This is a genomic window from Luteolibacter sp. AS25 (genome assembly GCF_046736275.1).
In the GTDB taxonomy this organism is placed as follows: domain Bacteria; phylum Verrucomicrobiota; class Verrucomicrobiia; order Verrucomicrobiales; family Akkermansiaceae; genus Luteolibacter.
The window spans coordinates 662,723-680,935 of sequence record NZ_CP151837.1; the positions used below are offsets into that span (position 1 = coordinate 662,723).

Here is an 18,213-nt window from a genome sequence, read left to right on the forward strand (position 1 = left end):
GTTTCTCGAATTATTGGAAAATCCTTTCTACCAGCGAACTCTTACTGCGGCTGCTTTCATCGGCTTCACCAATGGGTTTTTCAGCGGTTTTGTGGTGCTGCGGAAAAATGCTCTCTCGGTTTCAGCTCTGTCGCACACGATGCTTCCGGGGATAGCACTGGGAATTCTTCTGACTGGGGTCCTTGCGCAATGGAACGCCTTTTTTGGGGCAATGTTCGCGGCTTTGCTCGTGGGCCTGGGATCGGTGGCGGTAGCCAGGGGGAAACGCGTTGCCGAGGGGACTTCGCTGGCTGTTCTGTACACTGCGGCCTTTGCTGCCGGGGTCGCTATTTTACCTAAGCTGGAGACCAGAACGGAGCTGGAGCACTGGTTGTTCGGCGATATCATGGCTGTGGGAAATGCGGATCTGTGGATAGTTTTTGTAATTGGAGCAGCGATTTTACTGACGTCGAATCTTCTGATGCGTCCGCTCTTGCTGACATTATTCGAGCCCAATGTGGCGGCAGCGCAGGGCGTGCATGTGAGAGTGATGCAGTATCTGATCTTTGGGATGATGGTGCTGGCCCTTGTTTCCTCCCTGCAGGCGGTGGGATGTGTGCTTTCCGTTGGTTTATTGGTTACCCCGGCGGCTACGGTTTCACTACTGACCGATAAGACATCGGCCTTGTTCTGGGGCGGGGGATTGATAGGTGGTTTCGGCTCGGTGATGGCGGTATTTATCTCCGGTCCACTTGGTATTTCGCCGGGGCCTGCGATCGTTATTTTATTAGGGATTTTCTTTATTTTAGCCTACCTACTGAGCCCGAAGTACGGTTTGCTTACTCCGAAAACCATTTCTAAAAATCATCGATGAAAAACCTGCCCGAAGAACTCTCCGCTGCCGTTGAATCCGGCTTATTATTACCTGCTGCAAAGGAAAATATCGAAGCTCTCCTAGCCGGTGCGGCAAGTAGCCTTCCCATGAACTCTGTGAAAGAGCTGCTCCAGGAGAAGAATTTCTCTGAGCTCAATGACCGCTTTTTCAAGACTCTGGCCTTCGGGACCGGTGGTCTAAGGGGCCGCACGATCGGTAAGACTGTAACTAATTCCGAGCAAGGTGCCGGCGGCCCGAACGATCGCCCTGAATTTCCGTGCGTGGGAACGGCGACGATGAATTACTACAATGTCTCCCGTGCAGTTCGCGGTCTTATTGCCTATGTCAAAACGGTGGTTCCCGAAGGTAAGAAGCCAACATTGGTTTTTGCACATGATACCCGCCACTTCTCGAAGAATTTCGCTGATTTTTGTGCGAAGATTTGCTCGGACCTTGGCTGTGATGCCTATGTTTTCGATGGCCCGCGCTCCACTCCGCAACTCTCTTTTGCTGTCCGCCAGCTTCGTGCGGAATCCGGTGTGGTGATCACCGCCAGCCACAATCCATCCCACGACTGTGGATTCAAGGCGTATTTCAATGATGGTGGACAAATTGTGGAGCCTCACGCCTCGGCGATTATCGCCGAGGTTAATTCCATCAAGAGCGAGCGCTATGATCCCGTGGACGATTCCGAGAAAGGCACGGTTAAAACTTTGGGTGAAGATTTCGATAAAGAATATGTGGAGCTCCTGAAGACTCTTCTCCTTCAGCCTGAGCTTCTTGAGAAAGCGCCGATCAAAGTGGTTTTCACCAATCTTCACGGCACTGGCGGACACATCAATGTTCCAATGCTCAAGAGTCTCGGCTTCGAGGTGCTGACTGTGCCTGAGCAGGATATTCAGGACGGGCGCTTCCCTACCGTGGATTCTCCGAACCCGGAAAATGGTCCAGCTTTGGCAATGGCTATCGAGCTGGCGAATACTTCCGGAGCTGAAATCGTGATAGGCACCGACCCTGATGCCGACCGTATGGGAGTGGCGGTAAGAAATGCCGAAGGTAACATGGTGCTTCTTACCGGCAACCAGATCGGCTCGCTGATGGCTTGGTATCGTCTTAAGACAAATTTCGATCTCGGGTGGTTGACCAATGCAAACCGCACTCGCGGCGTTTTGGTGAAAACCTTCGTGACTACAGAGCTACAGAGCGCGATTGCAAATGCTTACGGAGTTTCCGTGGTGGATACGCTTACCGGCTTCAAATATATTGCCGCGAAGCTGCGCAAATATGAAACAGCAATTCCTGAGGACAAGCGCGGAGATTATCGTTCCCTCAGTCAGGAGGAAACCAGAAAGCTACGTTTGGAATATTCCAGATTCTTCGTTTTCGGAGGAGAAGAAAGCTATGGCTATCTGGGATCGGACGCCGTGCGGGACAAGGATGCGAATGGCGCAACACTGATGTTCGCAGAAGTCGCCGCCTACGCGAAATCGGTTGGGAAAACTCTTACCGAACTACTCGATGAGCTTTACACGGAATACGGATATTATCTGGAAATGGGCAAGGCGCTCACCATGGAAGGAGCAGATGGCGCTGCTAAGATTCAGGCTCTCGCCGGGTCCTACGCTGCGAATCCTCCGAAAGAAATCGATGGCTCGGAAGTAACCCGTTTCCGCGACTTTTCGGCACAGGATATCTACGATCAGGAGGGCGATCTGCTGCCGAAGGAGAAGATGCTGTTCTTCGATCTTGCCGATGGGCGCTCGTTTGCAGTGCGTCCTTCCGGTACCGAGCCGAAGATCAAATTCTACCTCTACGGAAAATCCGAAGCTGGTGGTGATCTTGATGCCGCAAAAACCGAAGTCGCGGCAGGTCTTGCGAGGTTGTGGAACTGGATCGAGGCAGATGCCAAATCCCGCGGCTGATCTGCGGTTCTCTGGGAGATGAATCTGTAGATGTTTTCCCGAATGGGAGTATGTTTGCAGATGAATTCTCCCATTGTCCTTATTACCGGCGCGACGCGTGGAATTGGCTTTGCCGCGGCAAAGCAGCTCATTGACCGTGGTGCGCAGGTAATCATCGGTAGCCGCAGCATGAAGCGTGCGGAGAGCGCAGCGAAAAAATTGGGTGAAACTGCTTACCCGATCCGCATCGACGTTACCAATCATGCGGTCCTGAAGGCTGCGGTGAAAGAGATCGGGGAGCGTTTCGGAAAGCTCGACGTTTTGGTGAACAATGCAGCTGTGCTACTGGATCACTATGCTACTTTCCGGGAGCTGGATACAGAGGTATTGACCGAAACGCTGGATACGAATCTGGTGGGGACATTCCGCACCACGATCTCGATGCTACCGTTACTGGAAAAATCTGATGCACTACGGATTATCAATGTTTCCAGCGGAGCGGGGCAACTGGACGGCGATCCCCAGGCATGGGCTCCGGCATACTCCATCAGCAAAACAGCGGTCAATATGCTGACCCAACAGCTGGTAGCTGCTTTGCCGGAAGCGATGGTGAACTCCATGTGCCCCGGATGGTGTAGGACGGAAATGGGTGGAGAAGACGCTACGCTCTCTGCGGAAGAGGGCGCCGATACCATGGTATGGCTGGCGACGGAGGCTCCCTACGAGATGCGCGGCCAGTTCGTAAAAGAGCGGAAATCTATCGCCTGGTAATGCAGGTGGCGGGCTAACCGACCGGATGCCAGGTCGTTTTGAGCTCCACAAAATCACGGATTTGGTAGAGGCCCTGCGCAGTGGCTGCCGACCAGTCATATGAACTTTCCGCGGAAATGATTTTCGTGCGTTTCACTGACTCGGAAGCACCGGACTGAAGTGTCTTTGCTTCTTCTGGCGTTGCATAAGCATAGACTGAACGGATGTGTTCGTGGGTGGCGAAGGTGGAGATCAGATCCGAATTTTTACCGGTGAGAAGATTAATCACTCCGCCGGGAAGATCGCTTGTGGCAAGCATTTCGCCAAGGATGATGGCCGGGTAGGGTGTCTTTTCTGAAGCCAGTGCGATGACTGCATTCCCGCTGGTAATTACCGGGAGAATCATGGAGATAAGGCCCAGAAGCGGAGCATCCTCGGGAGTCATGATGCCGACCACACCCATGGGTTCGGTTACGGAAAAGTTGAAATGGGCGGTGGCAACGGGATTCACGCTGCCAAGAAGTGCCTCGTATTTATCTGTCCAGCCGGCGTAGTGGACAATGCGGTCGATGGCTGCGGAGACCTCGGCAGTTGCTTGCTTTCTTTCCGCTGCATTTTTCGGGAAATGAGCATCGACGAGTTCGGATGACCGAGCCTCAAGCATCTCGGCCATGCGGTAGAGGATTTGGCCTCGATTGTAGGCGGATCGTTTTGCCCAACCGGCGCCGGCTTTTGCCGCGGCTTCGACAGCATTTCTCAGGTCCTTGCGGGTGCAGAGGGGGATGTTTGCGAAGAATTCCCCCTCACCGTCGGAGATCGCGTAGGTCAGGTTGCTTTCGGAGCGGATGAAGGCACCGCCAACATAACATTTCGGGGTTTTTGTGACGGTTAGGCGAGGCATGGTATGGATGCTAGTTTTCTATTCTCAAACATCAAGAAAGAGCGTTGTTACAAGCTCGTAATTTTGTTTTGCTTTGACGGAATACTGACGGTTCAGTAGGAAGTTTGTTAAGTCATGAAATGTCCGCGTTGCGTCCAGCGAATCCATCGAGCGGCATCTCTCTGTCCTCATTGTGGATTCGGGCTTGCAGATGCAGATGCACTCTATGGCGATGGTGAGGTCAAGCTGCGAAGTTTGACTGACGCGGCCGGGATTTTCCGCAAGAAGGATCGGGAAAAACTAGAAAATGCGATGGAGGCGATAGGTGTTTCGTTTCCCCAGATTTTCGTGGCTGTATATAGCGGGACCCTTGGGGAGAAGGCGAATATGCGTCAGTTCGGGTTCTGGCTGTTGAATCGGGGTTTGTTCGAGGATATCCCGGCGGAGAAACCGAATGAGGCTGGGATTATTTTCGTGATAGATCCTGAAACGAAAGCAGCGGGAATGACTTTCGGGTATCTGCTTGATCCATTTCTGGAGGAGCAGGACACCTTTGATTGTTTGTCCCGGGCGCATTCCTACTGGCTGGAGGAGAGGTATGCGGAAGGGTTGCACAAGTGTTTCGGATACCTGGAAAAGCTATTGAAGAAGCGGAGTCGGCAAGCCCGCCGTGATCCTGAAAAGTATGAGCGGAAGGTGAGTAGACCCGTAGCGGTGGATGATCTGGTGAAGAAAATCCGCCTGGGGAAAAAGAGAGAGGCGCCGGAAATAGAGGAGGCTGAAAAGTGAAGCGCTCGGCGGCCGTTATTTTATTTTTGTGCGGAGTCCTGAATGCGAATACGGAACCTCCGCTCCCGATTTGGGATGATGAAGAACGTGCGCGGATGATGGATGACGGTTGGGTGGCTGGCAGTTCCCTACTGACATACGATCCGCTTCCGGAGGTAAGGGAAGCGGGCGATACACCTCTGGCGGTGGAGGAGCCTACTCCAGAGGAGATCGAGGAGGTGGTGGAGAATGAAAATGTGGTGGATGAAGAGTTCTTGGCTGCCTATTTCGCGGAGCGGCCGGAGGGCTATCTGGTGGATCCGCAGGATCTGCTGGATGAGGTAGCGAGAAAGAACCTGGAAGCGTTTCTGGTGCAGCATGCGGGTGAGTCTTCGATCGATATGAGGCTGTATGTCTACGGGGGAGAGCAGGTGATACCGGGGGATGTCAGGGAAGAAGAGGTGGTAGAGCGGCTGTATTCAGTGGGTAAACCTGCATTGGTGATTAATTATTATCTGGGGGCCCCGCAGCGTTCGGAAATTTATCTGAGCCCGATTCTGACAGATGCCGTATCCGCTTCCGAGCAGCGTAGAGCATTACAAAGTTCTGTGGTTCAGGCGTTTACGAGTGCGAAGCCGGTGGATCAGCTGCAGTCGTTTTTGGTGCAGATGTCGATTCGCGCCTATTGGATGGAGCGCATGGCGGAGGGAACGGCGGCAGAGACACTTGAGAGTATTCCAAGTGGCGAAAGGGCGGCAGATTTTCGAAAACAGGATGGCGGGGAGAAGGAAATCCGGATACCGAGTTGGGCGAAGATCGCTGCCAGTGCAGCGGCTGCCGGATTCGGTGCCCTGCTGATGCTATGGAGCTTGTGGATGGTTTTTCGTGTGCGCGCGCGATACAGATTCCCGGAATTCGAGGTGGAAGCTAGACTCGGTGGAAGCCATGCGGCGGGGATCGGAGCAGTGATTTCCTTTGCGAGTGCGTCTGCTCCGCCCGCAAATCAACGCAATCAGGTGCCGGACTATATGCGTCGCGCGTGAAGAGTTTTTTGCATTGAGGGTTGATCGATGGATCTTGGGTGCGACTGTACAGGTGTCTTGGAGATGAAGCGCAGATACTTGAAAATGGTAAGATCAACTTACCGGATGCTGAGGCATAAGCGGCTTAGGCACAGAATGTGGTGGCGGAAAATGACGCAGCCGCTTTTCGACCGACAGCTGTGGGTGCCTTGTCGTGATACTGTGGCATCAGGAGTGGCCATCGGGTTCTTCTTTTCGATGATGGCGATGCCGTTTCAGATGATCGCCGCTGCTCTGACTGCGCTCCGCTTCCGCGGGAATGTACCGTTTGCCGTGGCCTGTTGCTGGGTTTCCAATATGGTGACACATATCCCGATCTGGGTAGGACAGGAGTTGCTGGGAGATTGGATGAGGGAGAAGCTAGGGTTCCCCATGCCGGATTTTCTTGTTTCCTCTTCGATCAATATTCCGAAATCCTGGGAAAATTTCTATACGAACAATGTGGCTGGCAAGTGGATGCAGCACACCATGGGGCTGGAGCTGCCGGAGAGCCTGAATGCTGGCAGCTTTCTTCTAGGGATGTTTGTTTCGGGTATCTTGATGGCTATCATCGCATATCCGATGGTCCATTTGTTTTCGGCATTGATGCCGCATCATTTGCCGGTGCTCAAGAAGCATCCGTTGAAGGGGGAAAAGGAGAAAATATCCGTGGAGAAAGAAGCTTAGGGGCACTTTTTAGGGTGGACAGGCAGATGGATGTAGGTGCCTTCTTTTTGGCATGATTCCAAACGTGCTCGCAGAGAGGTATTCTTCCGCAAAAATGAACGATATTTGGTCCGCGGAGGGGCGGATCGTCCTGGAGCGCGAGTATTGGATCGCAGTGATGAAAGCGCAGAAAGAGCTGGGTCTGGATATTTCCGCGGAAGCGATCGCGGCGTATGAGGCGGTGAAGGATCAGGTGGATGTAGCATCGATCATGGAGCGTGAGCGCGTAACCAGGCATGATGTGAAGGCACGGCTTGAGGAGTTTAACGACCTCGCTGGATTTCAGGATATTCACAAAGGGCTGACTTCGAGGGATTTGACGGAAAATGTGGAGCAATTGCAGGTATTCCGCGGGCTCTTGCTAATTCGTGAGAAAGTAGTGGCTGCGCTGCGTAGGATGCGTGAGAGCGCGGAGAGCTGGGATGAGATCGTACTAACGGCCAGAACGCACAATGTGGCAGCCCAACCTACCACTTTGGGTAAACGAGTGGCGATGTTTGGCGAGGAGCTACTTTCCGGCTATATGGTGCTGGAAGATGTAATTTCGGGCTATGCGGTTAGAGGGCTGAAAGGCGCGGTGGGTACACAGATGGACCAGCTATCACTCTTCGAGGGGGATGCCGCCAAGGTTGCCGAACTGGAAGGGAAAATAGTGAAGCATCTCGGTATTTCCAAACAGTGGAACAACGTGGGGCAGGTATATCCGCGCTCGCTGGATCTTCGGGTTGTGTCGATTTTGACGGAGCTTGCCAGTGGACCGAGTTCTTTCTGTAAGACATTGCGCCTGATGGCGGGCAATGAAACCGCCAGTGAGGGCTTTGCTCCGGGGCAAACCGGGTCGAGTGCCATGCCGCATAAAATGAATTCGCGCTCCTGTGAGCGGGTAAACGGTTTCCATGTGATTCTGAAAGGTTATCTGGCAATGGCTGCCGGCTTGGCTGGAGACCAGTGGAATGAAGGTGATGTGAGCTGCTCGGTGGTCCGCCGGGTGATGCTACCTGATGCCTTCTACGCTCTGGACGGTATGTTCGAAACCTACCTGACTGTCCTTGATCAGATGGATGCCTATGAGGGAGTGATTGCCAAGGAAACAGCACGTTATCTGCCCTTCCTGATGACTACGACAGTAATGATGGAAGCTGTGAAACGTGGTGTAGGTCGTGAGACGGCGCACAAGGTGATCAAGGAGCATGCGGTGGCTACCGTGGCTGATATGAGGACAGGTGAGGTCGAGAAAAACGATCTACTGGATCGCCTTGCCAAAGACGGTAGGCTTGAGCTCAGCCGTGATGAACTGGGAGCGATTCTGAAGAAGGGAGACCGCGAGGTTGGCGCTGCGAAGGAGCAGGTGAAAATTTTCTCGAAAGAGGTTTCCGCTCTTGAAGCGAAATATCCGGATGCTGCGGCCTACAAGCCTGGCGGCATTTTGTAGAGCTCCTTGACAGCAGGATTCCATGGGGCGAACGGTTCCCATGGAAATCAATATCGAAGGAAAACGGGCTCTCGTCACAGGCGGAAGTGGTGGTATCGGGTCGGAAATTGCGGAGGTATTCGCAAGAGCCGGCGCGAAAGTGTGTGTCAGCTATCACAGCGATTCCGCCGGGGCTGACGAAGTCACTGAAGGCATTATTTCAAAAGGAGGAAAAGCATTCTCCATGAAGGCGGATGTGACCAGGAATGAAGATGTGGTGAAGCTTTTCTCCCGGATGGATGAAAAATTCGGAGGGGTGGATATTCTCGTGAATTGCGCAGGGATTGATGGGGAGCGGGCGAAGACCTGGAAAATAGAAGCGGAAGATTTCGAGAAGGTGATCATGGTGAACCTCATGGGAACATTCTTTTGTAGCAGGGAGGCGCTCAGGCGGATGGTGGAGCTAAAGGGCGGAGTGATCTTGAACGTATCATCCGTACATGAAGTGATTCCGTGGACAGGTCATACCGCCTATACAGCGGCAAAGGCCGGGGTGGCGATGATGACTCAATCCATTTCCCAAGAAGCAGCGGAGCATGGCGTGAGGGTTCTTTCTCTGGCGCCGGGAGCGATCAGAACCCCGATCAACAAGGATGTCTGGAGCGATCCAGAGCAATTGGAGGACCTGAAAACAAAGATACCCATGAATCGTATCGGCGAGCCGGAAGAAGTTGCGAAGATGGCACTGGTGCTCTGTTCCGACTGGGGAAGTTACATGACAGGTTCCAGTGTTTTCGTGGATGGAGGTATGATTAATTATCCAAGCTTCCAAAAGGGTGGCTGATTGTGGGATGTCCTATTTCCGAATAAGAAAAAACCGTTTCATCGTTATGTGATGAAACGGTTTTGGAGTCTTGAGACTAGTGCCGGGAAGGTCGCTTCCCATTTGCGGCTCAGCCGCCGGTGCGCGGGGGACGCTTCTTCTTGGTTCCCTCAGGGGTAACATTTTTCATGTCACCACCCGGGCCCCGCTGCTTTTTCATTTTTTGAACTTCCGCCTGCTTATCCGCCATGCGCTGGACCCATGATTTTTTGCCGCCATCCTTGCGTGCCTTGAGTTCTGGCTCGGGGATTTTGTTCATGAAGTAGGTTTGACCGATGGAGAAAATGTTCTGGGTAGTCCAGTAAAGGGCTAGTGCGGATGCGTAGTTGTAACAGAAGAAGAAGAACATCAGCGGCATGAACATCATGATGCGCTGTTGCATTTTATCTCCCGTCTTCGGCATGAGTGACATCTGGATTACGCTGGTGGCGGCCATGATGATCGGCAGTATATTGATCGGGATACCGGCGATTTCCGTGAGTGTATCCGGCTGTGAGAGGTCACTGACCCAGAGGAACGGTTGGCTGCGTAGCTCCACCGCGTAGTCGAGCATACGGAAGAAACCGAAGAAGATCGGGATCTGGATGAACATCGGAAGACAGCCACCGAGTGGGTTGATACCGTATTTCCTGTAGAGGCCCATCATCTCGGTGTTGAGCTTGTTTGGATCGTCCGGATACTTCTCCTTCAGCTCCTTCATGATTGGCTGGAGCTTGGACATGCGCTTCATGGAGCGCGTGGATTTTGCGTGGAGTGGCCAGATGAGTGTGCGGACGATGAGTGTCAGCGCGATGATGGACAGGCCCCAGGACTGGGTGGTGGATATATTATCGAGACCAGTGTGGAGAAAGTTGAGAAGCCAGTTCAGCGGGCGGGAGACCCACCAGAAGAAGCCGTATTGCATCATATCGCCCCAGCCTTCTCCCGTGCCCTCGATGTTATCGAGCTTACGCAGCATGGTGTTTGCCTTGGGACCGGTGAAGATCTGATAGTTCAGAGTAACCGGTGCACCTTGGGTGAGAGTCTGTGAAGGAAGTGAAAGTGCGGCGCGGGCTGCAGTGAGAGGCTTTGCGCCTTCCCCCAGGACTACGGTTGAAGGTTTGCCCCAAACGGTAGCGGTGTATGGATTCTCTGGACGGATGACAGTGGTGAAAAACTGATCGGCAACACCCGCATAGCTGACTGTCTCATCACCGGGGCTGGAGATGATGGCCTGCTCGGAGGAGAACCAGTTTCCCTTGAATTTGGTTGCGGCCTTGAAATGCATCTTACCTTTTTCAAACCAGAAGAAGCCGGTGTGGGTGGGGCGCTCGTTCTGATAAAGCGGGGAAGCGTCTCCTACGTATAGATCGTATTCGGAAAGGCTCAGGGTGCTTTCATTGGTATTCTCAAGGGTGAGGGTAAGATTGAGGAAATACTCTTTACCCGGAATGTCCTGTGTCTCTAGGGAGAAAACTTTTTTGGCAATGATTCCGCTAGGAAGCTTTGCGATGAAGGTAGCGCTTTTGCCTTCCTGGGATTGATCCTTTTTGTAGGAGTATGAGGTGTTGTCGAGCACTTCGCCAGGGCCTACCAGGCCTGCGATAGGCGCACCGCCGTTGCGGTTGATTCTTACGAGCGAGTCTTCACCGATGTTCTTCTGTTCCTTGAGTTCAACAAATTTGATTCCGCCGCCAATGTTGGAGAGGGTGAAGATGGCTTTATCGTTTTCAAGAGTAACGAGTTCTTCGGAGGTCGGCGGTGGCGGCGTCTCCACTGTGAGGCCGGCGATAGTTGGAGCGGTTTCCGAACCGGCAGCTTCTGTCTGGTATTTTTCAGCCTCCAGCTTTCGGGCAGTTTCCTCGATCTCTGCTTGTCTGAACTTCTCCGCGTTATTTTTTGTGGAGTAATGGATATTCAGCGCAATGAGAGCACCGCATATCGCGAGAATGATCCAAGTTTTACGGTCGTACATGAATGTGTTGGAAAGTGATGTTGGTTAGGGCGAAGGGAGGGACTGCTTAGGTGCTTACGAGGTGTAGGTCAAGCGGTTGGAAGGAATGAAATTAGCGGGCATTCAGGAGCTTTTGGGGAAGAGTCCCAGACGGCTGGCCTGTTTTTTCCAATCGGCTTCCAGTTCCGCGGGGTCGGCATTTGCGGCCCCCGGACGTGCGATGGTAACTATAAATCGCTGCTGGTTCTCGAATTCCGGTGCGAATTTTTGCACAAAACTACGGAAGCGGCGCCGGAGGTAGTTCCGGTCATGTGCCTTTTTTGCAGCTCTTTTGCTGGTTACGAAGGCTGTCCGAATCGTCTGGAGTCCAGGATCCTCCAGAGTTGATAAAATGACAAACCGGCCTGCTTTCGCGTGGCCGGTCTTTCTAATGCGCAGAAAATCCGCGCTTTGGTTGATGGTCTGGTTGCGTGGGAGTCTCATGATGAGTGCTCAGCCGGAGCGCAATAACAGACAGATTATCTTCCGTGCTGCGTGGTGTGACGCTTGAAGTGGATTTCAGCACCTTTAGGAATGAGACGCTTGCGGCCTTTCTGACGACGGCGTTTGATGAGGTCACGTCCTGCTTTCGTGGCCATGCGGGCACGGAAGCCGTGTTGTTGTTTACGCGTGCGTTTGGAAGGTTGGTATGTGCGGAAGCTCATGGCGAATGTTTGTTGAAAGTTTGGTGCCGAGAATGGCGCGGGGGCGGGACTTTAGGTATCACGGAGGAGTTGTCAATGCAGCAGTGTGTCATTTTTCTAAAAAAATACGTCTTGTGGGCAGGGGTAGGGCTTGATTGTTTCTTATTCCGCAATGGCAGCTCCTCAAAATACAATCGCTCTGGTCTACGACTATGATCAGACGCTAAGCCCGAACTACATGCAGGACGACGTTCTGTTTCCCAAATTCGGAATCAATCCAGCCCAGTTCTGGGATAAGTGCAATAGCCTGGTGCATGAGCAGAAATGGGACGGCGAGCTGGCCTATATGAAATGCTTGCTGGATTACCTCGGAATGGACCGTGTGACCAATGACATGCTCTCGGAGCTGGGAGCGGGGATGCAGTTTTTCCCGGGGCTTCCTGAATTATTCGAAGATCTGCCGAAGGCCTCACTCAGGCCCGAGCATCACATTGCGGGGATCAAGATGGAGCATTACATCATCTCTTCCGGTCTCAAGGCGTTGTTGGACGGTTCAAAACTGAAGCCGTTTGTTAAGGAGATGTTCGGCTGTGAGTTCGGCGAGGATTCTGAAGGTTTGATCAGTTTTCCGAAGAGGGTGATATCCCACACAACAAAGACTCAATTTCTATTCAGGATTAATAAGGGGCTTTTGCGATACGATCAGGATGTGAACGATCACATGCCGGCGGAGCAGCGTCCGATTCCATTTCATAACATGGTGTATGTGGGGGATGGTCCTACGGATGTGCCATGCTTTACTGTGTTGGAGAGAAACGGCGGCCACGGGATTGCGGTTTATAACCCGGAGGATCCGACTAAAAAATCCTTTAGGAAATGCTATCAGCTGTGCACTCACGCGAAACGTGTGCAACATATTGCTCCGGCGGATTACCGGGAAGGTTCGCATCTTTGGTTGTTACTATCCCAGATGGTCACGGAGATGGCAGACAAGATCATGCTGACTCGTACAGAGGAGTTGGACAGATCCACGGTAGCGGCACCGAAATTTTAATTCATATGTCAGAGAAAACTCATTTTCACTTCACCGGAATTTGCGGAACGGCGATGGGGGCGGTGGCCTCCGCGATGAAGCGCAAGGGATTCACTATAACAGGTAGCGATGCGAGTGTGTATCCGCCGATGTCGGACTTCCTGAGAGGTCAGGGGATCGAGATCACGGAAGGCTACCATGAGGGAAATATCCCCGAAGGTGTGGATGTGGTGGTGATAGGAAACGCTATTTCACGTGGAAACCCGGAAGCGGAGGCGGCACTGAACCGTAAACTTTTGTATCATTCTCTTCCTGAGGTGATGAAGGATCATTTCCTAAGAGGTAAGCGGAACTTCGTTATTTCAGGAACCCACGGGAAAACGACAACCTCATCCATGCTTGCTTGGCTATTCCGTCACGCGGGAAAAGATCCAGGATTTATGATCGGCGGGATTCCAAAAAACCTCGGGCATGGAGCCCAGTTTACGGATTCCGACATCAATGTGCTGGAAGGTGACGAATACGATACCGCGTTTTTCGACAAGAGATCGAAGTTTCTTCACTATCTGCCGGAGTGCGTGGTGGTAAACAATATCGAGTTTGACCACGCGGATATCTACAACGATGTGGAAGAGATCAAACTGAGCTTCAAGCGCTTGCTGAATGTGGTGCCAAGCAAGGGAATGGCCTACGTGAACGGCGACGAACGGCACTGTCTCGATGTGGCCGCAAATGCGCCTTGCCCGGTGACTACCGTAGGATTTGGCGATGGCTGCGAGCTGAGGATTTCCGATGTGAAATATGATGAGGGAAGTAGTTCGTTCACGCTGGGAGCTGAGAGTTTTACAGTGCCGATGACCGGTGAATTCAATGTTCGGAATGCTGCGATGGCTGTTGCTTCAGCAATGTTTGGTGGACTAAGCGCTGACGAAGTGAGGGAAGGTTTGCTGGCGTTCGGCGGGATCGCGCGGAGGCAGGAGCTGAAAGGTGAGAAAAACGGTATCAAAGTGATTGATGACTTCGCGCATCATCCGACGGCGATCGGTTTGGCAGTCCAGAGTCTCAGGCAGAAATTTCCGGGGGCGAAACTCTGGGTTCTTTTTGAGCCGCGCTCGAATACCACGCGTCGCAAGGTTTTCCAGAAGGAGCTGGCCGAGGCATTGGCGAAAGCGGATGTGGCGATTGTTGCCGCGATTCCCGATTTGGAAAAGATTCCCGAAAATGATCGTTTGGATCCAGTCCTACTGTCCGCGGATATCGCGGCTGACGGTGGAATTGGTTATTATCTGGAGAACAATGATGCGATTATCGCCAAGGTAAAAGAAGGAGCCAAGTCGGGTGATGTTGTTGCAGTTCTCTCAAACGGGGGCTTCGGCGGGATACACAAGCAATTGCTTGAGGAGCTGTAGGGCGAGATTGTTCGCTTTACATTTTCCTCCGGCTAACGCAATTTTCGCGCCCCGCATTATTTCACGGAGAGATGGCTGAGCCCGGTCTAAGGCACTCGATTCGAAATCGAGCGTAGGGTTAAACCTACCGTGGGTTCGAATCCCACTCTCTCCGCCATTTTTCAACAGTGGTATTCTATCGTCCGAGCGCGACGGTTGGTTATTCTGAAAATGTCCCGAAGGATTGGTAAGGCGGGCTCCTTTTTGCGGTGGATTCGTGGAGCGGTTGAGACCCTTTGATGTCGATGCTGCCTTCTCTAGGATACCCAAATTAAGGATAATCGGGTGATTGTTTTTGCTTTATAAATTGTGAGATAGAATCAATCTCCATGGGCAGGAGTCGCTAAAACTCCGGAAACCCAAGAATATGCAATCACTTACCATCATTTCCTTTGTTCTGTTTACTGCCTTCGCTGCGGGGCTTACCTGGTTTTTAACGAGAAAGGATGAAAAGTGCACGTCGGACGGCTTTTTCCTCGGCGGCCGTTCCCTGACTTTCCCGGTGATCGCAGGTTCCCTGTTGCTGACGAATCTTTCCACCGAGCAAATGGTCGGGCTGAATGGATCCGCTTATTTAAATGGTTTGAGCGTCATGGCCTGGGAGGTTGTGGCGGTGGTGGCCTTGGTGCTGATGGCTGTGTTTTTCCTGCCGAAGTTTCTCCGCGCTGGAATCACCACGGTGCCCCAATTTCTCGAGCAGCGTTTTGACAAACGCACACAGACTCTGGCGAACTCGGTATTTCTTGCCGCCTACGCGCTCCTGCTCATCCCGATCGTTCTCTACACGGGTGCCAAAGGATTGATCAACATCATGGATCTCGAGACTCTAACAGGGATCCAGAACGAAACATTGCTCCTGCACATTACCTGTGCGGGCATTGGTATCGCCGGTCTTCTCTATTCCCGCTTCGGTGGACTGAAAACGCTCGCCACACTTGATACGATCAACGGAATCGGGCTCCTGATCGGAGGTTTTCTTATCGCTTACTTTGCCCTGAATGTATTGGGCGGAGAAGGCAGTATCGCCGCGGGTTGGGAAAAGCTTAATGTAGCTCATCCTGAACGGTTGGACTCCACTGGCGCGAATGGCACTGAAGTTCCGTTTTCTACGATTTTCACAGGTGTGGCTCTGTTGAATCTCTTTTACTGGTGCACTAACCAGCAGATCATCCAGCGCACGTTCGGTGCGAGCAGCCTGGCGGAAGGTCAGAAGGGTGTGTTACTGACAGGTGCACTGAAGCTTTTGGGACCTGTTTATCTGGTGCTTCCGGGTCTGATCGCTTTCCACCTCTACTTCGGGCAAGGAGTCAGCAATGACGATGCCTACGGAAAGCTCGTTGCCGATGTACTTCCCGGTCACCTCACCGGTTTCTTTGCCGCCGTGATGGTGGGTGCAATTCTCAGCTCCTTCAACGCGGCCCTTAACTCCACATCAGCACTTTTCTCGATCGGTCTTTACAAACATATGATCAATCCCGAGGCGACGGATCAGCAAACTGTAAAAACGGCTAAAATGTTCGTCACCATCATCGCAATCGCGGCAATGGTCGGAGCGCCTATGCTGGCAAAAACACAAAGTATTTTCAGCTACTTGCAAACGATGAACGGCATCTATTTCATCCCGATCTTCGCGGTCGTGGTTATGGGGATGCTTAATCGCCGAGTTCCGTCATGGTCGGCATTTGTGAGCATGATCGTCGGATTGATTCTGATGATTTCCACTTTGATCCTGTATCCTATCTTTGCACCGAGGACACTGAATCCCGAGACCGGTGAAAGAGCTGTTCAGAATTTCTCTGATTTCACCGGCTTTAGCAACTTTCACCTTATGGGGATCGTCTTCGCCCTGTTGGTTGGGATCATGTTTGTGGCCAGTAAGGTTGCCCCACGGTCCGAAGCCTGGGTTGCTCAAACGAATACACCGATCGACATGACCCCGTGGAAGGGTGCCAAGTGGGCAAGCCTGATCCTGATTGTCGCGGTAGTCGGCATCTATGTCTTTTTTGCCAAGTAATATTCCCAGCAAGATGCTTTCTCTAAACCCTTCGATTGAATCGATCACATCTTCCGCCAAGGAGGCCTTTGAAAAACACTTCGGGAGGCCGGCCACGGTCATGGTGGCGGCTCCGGGCCGAGTGAACCTGATTGGCGAGCACATTGACTACTGCGATGGTTTTGTGCTCCCGCTCGCCATCGAACGCACGGTGGTGATCGCCGCTGCGCCGAACAATTTCGATACCGTCAATGCAGCTACGGAATTCACAGCGGAAACAACGAGCTTTCCGATTGCTTCTCCACAGGAAATTGGAACTCCGAAATGGTCAAATTACCTTCGCGGTGTAGTTCAGGGATTCCATGACCGGAAGATCGAGGTTCCCGGTTTCGATGCGTTCATTGTTTCCAGCCTTCCGGGCGGTGCGGGACTTTCTTCTTCAGCAGCTCTGGAATGCGCGGTGGCTACTTTGATAGAGGTGCTGAGCGGGACTGATCTGGGTAAAAAAGAGAAAGCGATTCTTGCGCAGAAGGCTGAGCATGACTTCGCCGGGGTTCCTTGTGGTATTATGGATCAGTATGCTTCTTCCTGTGGGCAGGAAGGGGAGCTTGTTTTGATTGATTGCCGATCCAACGAGGCGGAGATGGTTCCGTTTTCCCGTGAAGATCTCACAATTCTGATAGCCAATACCAAGGTTTCCCATGAGCTATCCGACGGTGGCTATGCCGCACGACGGAAAAATACCGAAGATGGTTTGGCTGCAATCGGGAAAGCGAGCTGGCGAGAAGTAAGTTTTGCTGACCTGGAGGCGAACAGAGCGAAGATGGATGATACCACCTTCGCCCGTTCCAGGCATGTGATCGGTGAGATCGCCCGAGTGATCGATGCTGTAGAAGCTTTGAAATCTGAAAATTTCCCGCGACTTGGTCAGCTGATGTATGAGAGTCACAATTCGCTACGTGATGACTTTGAAGTCTCATGCCCGGAGCTGGATCATTTGGTTGCGAAGGCTGGAGAGATCGGGGGTAATGGCGGTGTAATCGGTGCACGCATGACCGGGGGAGGGTTCGGTGGCTCGGCCGTGATTGTTTGTGAGGCGGATCGTGCGGAACAGATTGCTGCGGGTTTGTGCGAATCCTATGAAAAGGAATTTGGATTTGCCCCTGAGATCTTCGCTAGCAGACCAGCTGCGGGAGCCAGGGAATTGAGATAGTGAGGTGACAGTTTCCCAATGATGTGGAAACTTTCCGCCGTGGGCTCCAATAGGGGCCCGTCGTAATTTTTTCACACATCATGTTTACCGGATTAGTAGAAGCGCTCGGAGAAGTAGGATCCCTAATAGAGAAGGGAGAGCAGGCTCGATTGGATCTTAAGATCAAGTTTGCGGATGAGTTGGCTCTGGGGGACTCAGTGGCCGTCAACGGCTGCTGTCTAACAGTGGCTGAAATTTCGGGAGAAGTTGTGGGATTCGATGTGTTAGCCCAGACTCTGCGCGTAACCTCTCTGGGGCAGCTTACTACTGGGGCTGTGGTCAATCTCGAGCGCGCCTTGCGGGTGGGTGACAGGCTGGGAGGGCATTTTGTCCAAGGGCATGTCGATGGAGTAGGGAAGATTATTTCACTGGAAGAAAATGGTCAGGATCATGTCGTCGAGGTTTCCCTTCCTCCAGAAATACAGCAGCTGTGCGTATCCAAGGGATCAATTTCGATCGATGGAATTTCACTCACCATCGCTGAGCTGAAAGATGCTTCAGCGATTTTCTGGATCACCCCGCATACATTCGCTCACACGAATCTGCGCGATGCAATTTTAGGGACAGTTGTGAATCTCGAGGGTGACATGCTGGCGAAGCATGTGGCACGGCTGATGGGGAAATAATCCCGCAGATGC

The 18,213-nt window shown here is 52.5% G+C and carries 17 protein-coding genes and 1 tRNA gene; 14 read left to right on the top strand and 4 right to left on the bottom strand.

Going from position 1 to position 18,213, the window contains the following annotated elements; genetic code table 11:
• The first annotated feature begins 13 nt into the window (after nucleotides 1-13).
• Genes AAGA79_RS03175 through AAGA79_RS03185 form a run of 3 tightly spaced genes read left to right on the top strand, consistent with a single transcriptional unit; the run spans nucleotide 14 to nucleotide 3,525 of the window.
• The gene (locus tag AAGA79_RS03175) at nucleotides 14-853 is read left to right on the top strand and encodes a metal ABC transporter permease (RefSeq protein ID WP_411827331.1); all 840 of its coding nucleotides are present in this window, start codon (nucleotides 14-16) and stop codon (nucleotides 851-853) included.
• Entirely contained in the window at nucleotides 850-2,775 is a 1,926-nt protein-coding gene (locus AAGA79_RS03180) for a phospho-sugar mutase (RefSeq protein WP_411827332.1), read from the top strand. Before AAGA79_RS03175 ends, AAGA79_RS03180 begins: the two co-directional genes overlap by 4 nt.
• A gap of 60 nt (nucleotides 2,776-2,835) precedes the next feature.
• Nucleotides 2,836-3,525 (top strand): SDR family NAD(P)-dependent oxidoreductase, encoded by a 690-nt coding sequence (locus AAGA79_RS03185; RefSeq protein WP_411827333.1) that lies wholly within the window; start codon nucleotides 2,836-2,838, stop codon nucleotides 3,523-3,525.
• Nucleotides 3,526-3,538: 13 nt separating this feature from the next.
• Here AAGA79_RS03185 and AAGA79_RS03190 read toward each other — a convergent pair whose 3' ends face one another.
• Entirely contained in the window at nucleotides 3,539-4,405 is an 867-nt protein-coding gene (locus tag AAGA79_RS03190) for an aldehyde dehydrogenase family protein (RefSeq protein WP_411827334.1), read from the bottom strand.
• A 114-nt stretch (nucleotides 4,406-4,519) separates the two neighbouring features.
• Between AAGA79_RS03190 and AAGA79_RS03195 the strand changes: the two genes are divergently transcribed.
• The 5 genes from AAGA79_RS03195 (at nucleotide 4,520) to AAGA79_RS03215 (ending at nucleotide 9,194) form a co-directional block, all read left to right on the top strand.
• Nucleotides 4,520-5,173 (top strand): hypothetical protein, encoded by a 654-nt coding sequence (locus AAGA79_RS03195; protein ID WP_411827335.1) that lies wholly within the window; start codon nucleotides 4,520-4,522, stop codon nucleotides 5,171-5,173.
• Nucleotides 5,170-6,195 (top strand): hypothetical protein, encoded by a 1,026-nt coding sequence (locus AAGA79_RS03200; RefSeq protein WP_411827336.1) that lies wholly within the window; start codon nucleotides 5,170-5,172, stop codon nucleotides 6,193-6,195. The genes AAGA79_RS03195 and AAGA79_RS03200 overlap by 4 nt, the downstream gene beginning before the upstream one ends.
• 150 nt (nucleotides 6,196-6,345) lie before the next feature.
• Nucleotides 6,346-6,900: a DUF2062 domain-containing protein gene (locus AAGA79_RS03205; RefSeq protein WP_411827337.1), complete on the top strand. Its 555-nt coding sequence runs from the start codon at nucleotides 6,346-6,348 to the stop codon at nucleotides 6,898-6,900.
• A 52-nt stretch (nucleotides 6,901-6,952) separates the two neighbouring features.
• Nucleotides 6,953-8,371, top strand: coding sequence for an adenylosuccinate lyase (gene purB, locus AAGA79_RS03210; RefSeq protein WP_411827338.1), 1,419 nt, complete (start codon nucleotides 6,953-6,955; stop codon nucleotides 8,369-8,371).
• Between the two features lie 40 nt (nucleotides 8,372-8,411).
• Nucleotides 8,412-9,194 carry a glucose 1-dehydrogenase gene (locus tag AAGA79_RS03215; protein WP_411827339.1) on the top strand — a complete coding sequence of 261 codons (783 nt, stop codon included), beginning with the start codon at nucleotides 8,412-8,414 and terminating at the stop codon, nucleotides 9,192-9,194.
• Nucleotides 9,195-9,303: 109 nt separating this feature from the next.
• On the opposite strand, the gene yidC is transcribed toward AAGA79_RS03215, so the two are convergent.
• From yidC to rpmH, 3 genes are all read right to left on the bottom strand, one after another.
• Nucleotides 9,304-11,187, bottom strand: a complete 1,884-nt coding sequence (yidC, locus tag AAGA79_RS03220) for a membrane protein insertase YidC (protein ID WP_411827340.1) — start codon at nucleotides 11,185-11,187, stop codon at nucleotides 9,304-9,306.
• A gap of 102 nt (nucleotides 11,188-11,289) precedes the next feature.
• Nucleotides 11,290-11,649: a ribonuclease P protein component gene (rnpA, locus tag AAGA79_RS03225; RefSeq protein ID WP_411827341.1), complete on the bottom strand. Its 360-nt coding sequence runs from the start codon at nucleotides 11,647-11,649 to the stop codon at nucleotides 11,290-11,292.
• A gap of 35 nt (nucleotides 11,650-11,684) precedes the next feature.
• Nucleotides 11,685-11,870 carry a 50S ribosomal protein L34 gene (gene rpmH / locus AAGA79_RS03230; protein WP_411827342.1) on the bottom strand — a complete coding sequence of 62 codons (186 nt, stop codon included), beginning with the start codon at nucleotides 11,868-11,870 and terminating at the stop codon, nucleotides 11,685-11,687.
• A 151-nt stretch (nucleotides 11,871-12,021) separates the two neighbouring features.
• Between rpmH and AAGA79_RS03235 the strand changes: the two genes are divergently transcribed.
• The 6 genes from AAGA79_RS03235 (at nucleotide 12,022) to AAGA79_RS03260 (ending at nucleotide 18,201) form a co-directional block, all read left to right on the top strand.
• Entirely contained in the window at nucleotides 12,022-12,903 is an 882-nt protein-coding gene (locus AAGA79_RS03235) for a haloacid dehalogenase-like hydrolase (RefSeq protein ID WP_411827343.1), read from the top strand.
• A gap of 5 nt (nucleotides 12,904-12,908) precedes the next feature.
• A complete protein-coding gene (gene mpl, locus AAGA79_RS03240) occupies nucleotides 12,909-14,291 on the top strand; it encodes a UDP-N-acetylmuramate:L-alanyl-gamma-D-glutamyl-meso-diaminopimelate ligase (protein ID WP_411827344.1) in 1,383 nt (460 codons plus the stop codon).
• Between the two features lie 65 nt (nucleotides 14,292-14,356).
• Nucleotides 14,357-14,448, top strand: a tRNA-Ser gene (locus AAGA79_RS03245).
• A gap of 249 nt (nucleotides 14,449-14,697) precedes the next feature.
• Nucleotides 14,698-16,344 carry a solute:sodium symporter family transporter gene (locus AAGA79_RS03250; RefSeq protein WP_411827345.1) on the top strand — a complete coding sequence of 549 codons (1,647 nt, stop codon included), beginning with the start codon at nucleotides 14,698-14,700 and terminating at the stop codon, nucleotides 16,342-16,344.
• A 13-nt stretch (nucleotides 16,345-16,357) separates the two neighbouring features.
• On the top strand, nucleotides 16,358-17,536 hold the full coding sequence (gene galK / locus AAGA79_RS03255; protein ID WP_411827346.1) for a galactokinase: 1,179 nt from the start codon (nucleotides 16,358-16,360) through the stop codon (nucleotides 17,534-17,536).
• Between the two features lie 80 nt (nucleotides 17,537-17,616).
• A complete protein-coding gene (locus AAGA79_RS03260) occupies nucleotides 17,617-18,201 on the top strand; it encodes a riboflavin synthase (protein WP_411827347.1) in 585 nt (194 codons plus the stop codon).
• Nucleotides 18,202-18,213 lie beyond the last annotated feature (12 nt).

Excerpts from the sequence above, each read along its gene's own strand:
- AAGA79_RS03260 (WP_411827347.1), top strand. The coding sequence starts at position 17,617 with ATGTTTACCGGATTAGTAGAAGCGCTCGGAGAAGTAGGATCCCTAATA.
- AAGA79_RS03190 (WP_411827334.1), bottom strand. The coding sequence starts at position 4,405 with ATGCCTCGCCTAACCGTCACAAAAACCCCGAAATGTTATGTTGGCGGT.
- yidC (WP_411827340.1), bottom strand. The coding sequence starts at position 11,187 with ATGTACGACCGTAAAACTTGGATCATTCTCGCGATATGCGGTGCTCTC.
- mpl (WP_411827344.1), top strand. The coding sequence starts at position 12,909 with ATGTCAGAGAAAACTCATTTTCACTTCACCGGAATTTGCGGAACGGCG.
- AAGA79_RS03215 (WP_411827339.1), top strand. The coding sequence starts at position 8,412 with ATGGAAATCAATATCGAAGGAAAACGGGCTCTCGTCACAGGCGGAAGT.
- AAGA79_RS03195 (WP_411827335.1), top strand. The coding sequence starts at position 4,520 with ATGAAATGTCCGCGTTGCGTCCAGCGAATCCATCGAGCGGCATCTCTC.
- AAGA79_RS03205 (WP_411827337.1), top strand. The coding sequence starts at position 6,346 with ATGACGCAGCCGCTTTTCGACCGACAGCTGTGGGTGCCTTGTCGTGAT.
- AAGA79_RS03235 (WP_411827343.1), top strand. The coding sequence starts at position 12,022 with ATGGCAGCTCCTCAAAATACAATCGCTCTGGTCTACGACTATGATCAG.
- AAGA79_RS03180 (WP_411827332.1), top strand. The coding sequence starts at position 850 with ATGAAAAACCTGCCCGAAGAACTCTCCGCTGCCGTTGAATCCGGCTTA.
- rnpA (WP_411827341.1), bottom strand. The coding sequence starts at position 11,649 with ATGAGACTCCCACGCAACCAGACCATCAACCAAAGCGCGGATTTTCTG.
- AAGA79_RS03250 (WP_411827345.1), top strand. The coding sequence starts at position 14,698 with ATGCAATCACTTACCATCATTTCCTTTGTTCTGTTTACTGCCTTCGCT.
- rpmH (WP_411827342.1), bottom strand. The coding sequence starts at position 11,870 with ATGAGCTTCCGCACATACCAACCTTCCAAACGCACGCGTAAACAACAA.
- galK (WP_411827346.1), top strand. The coding sequence starts at position 16,358 with ATGCTTTCTCTAAACCCTTCGATTGAATCGATCACATCTTCCGCCAAG.
- purB (WP_411827338.1), top strand. The coding sequence starts at position 6,953 with ATGATTCCAAACGTGCTCGCAGAGAGGTATTCTTCCGCAAAAATGAAC.
- AAGA79_RS03185 (WP_411827333.1), top strand. The coding sequence starts at position 2,836 with ATGAATTCTCCCATTGTCCTTATTACCGGCGCGACGCGTGGAATTGGC.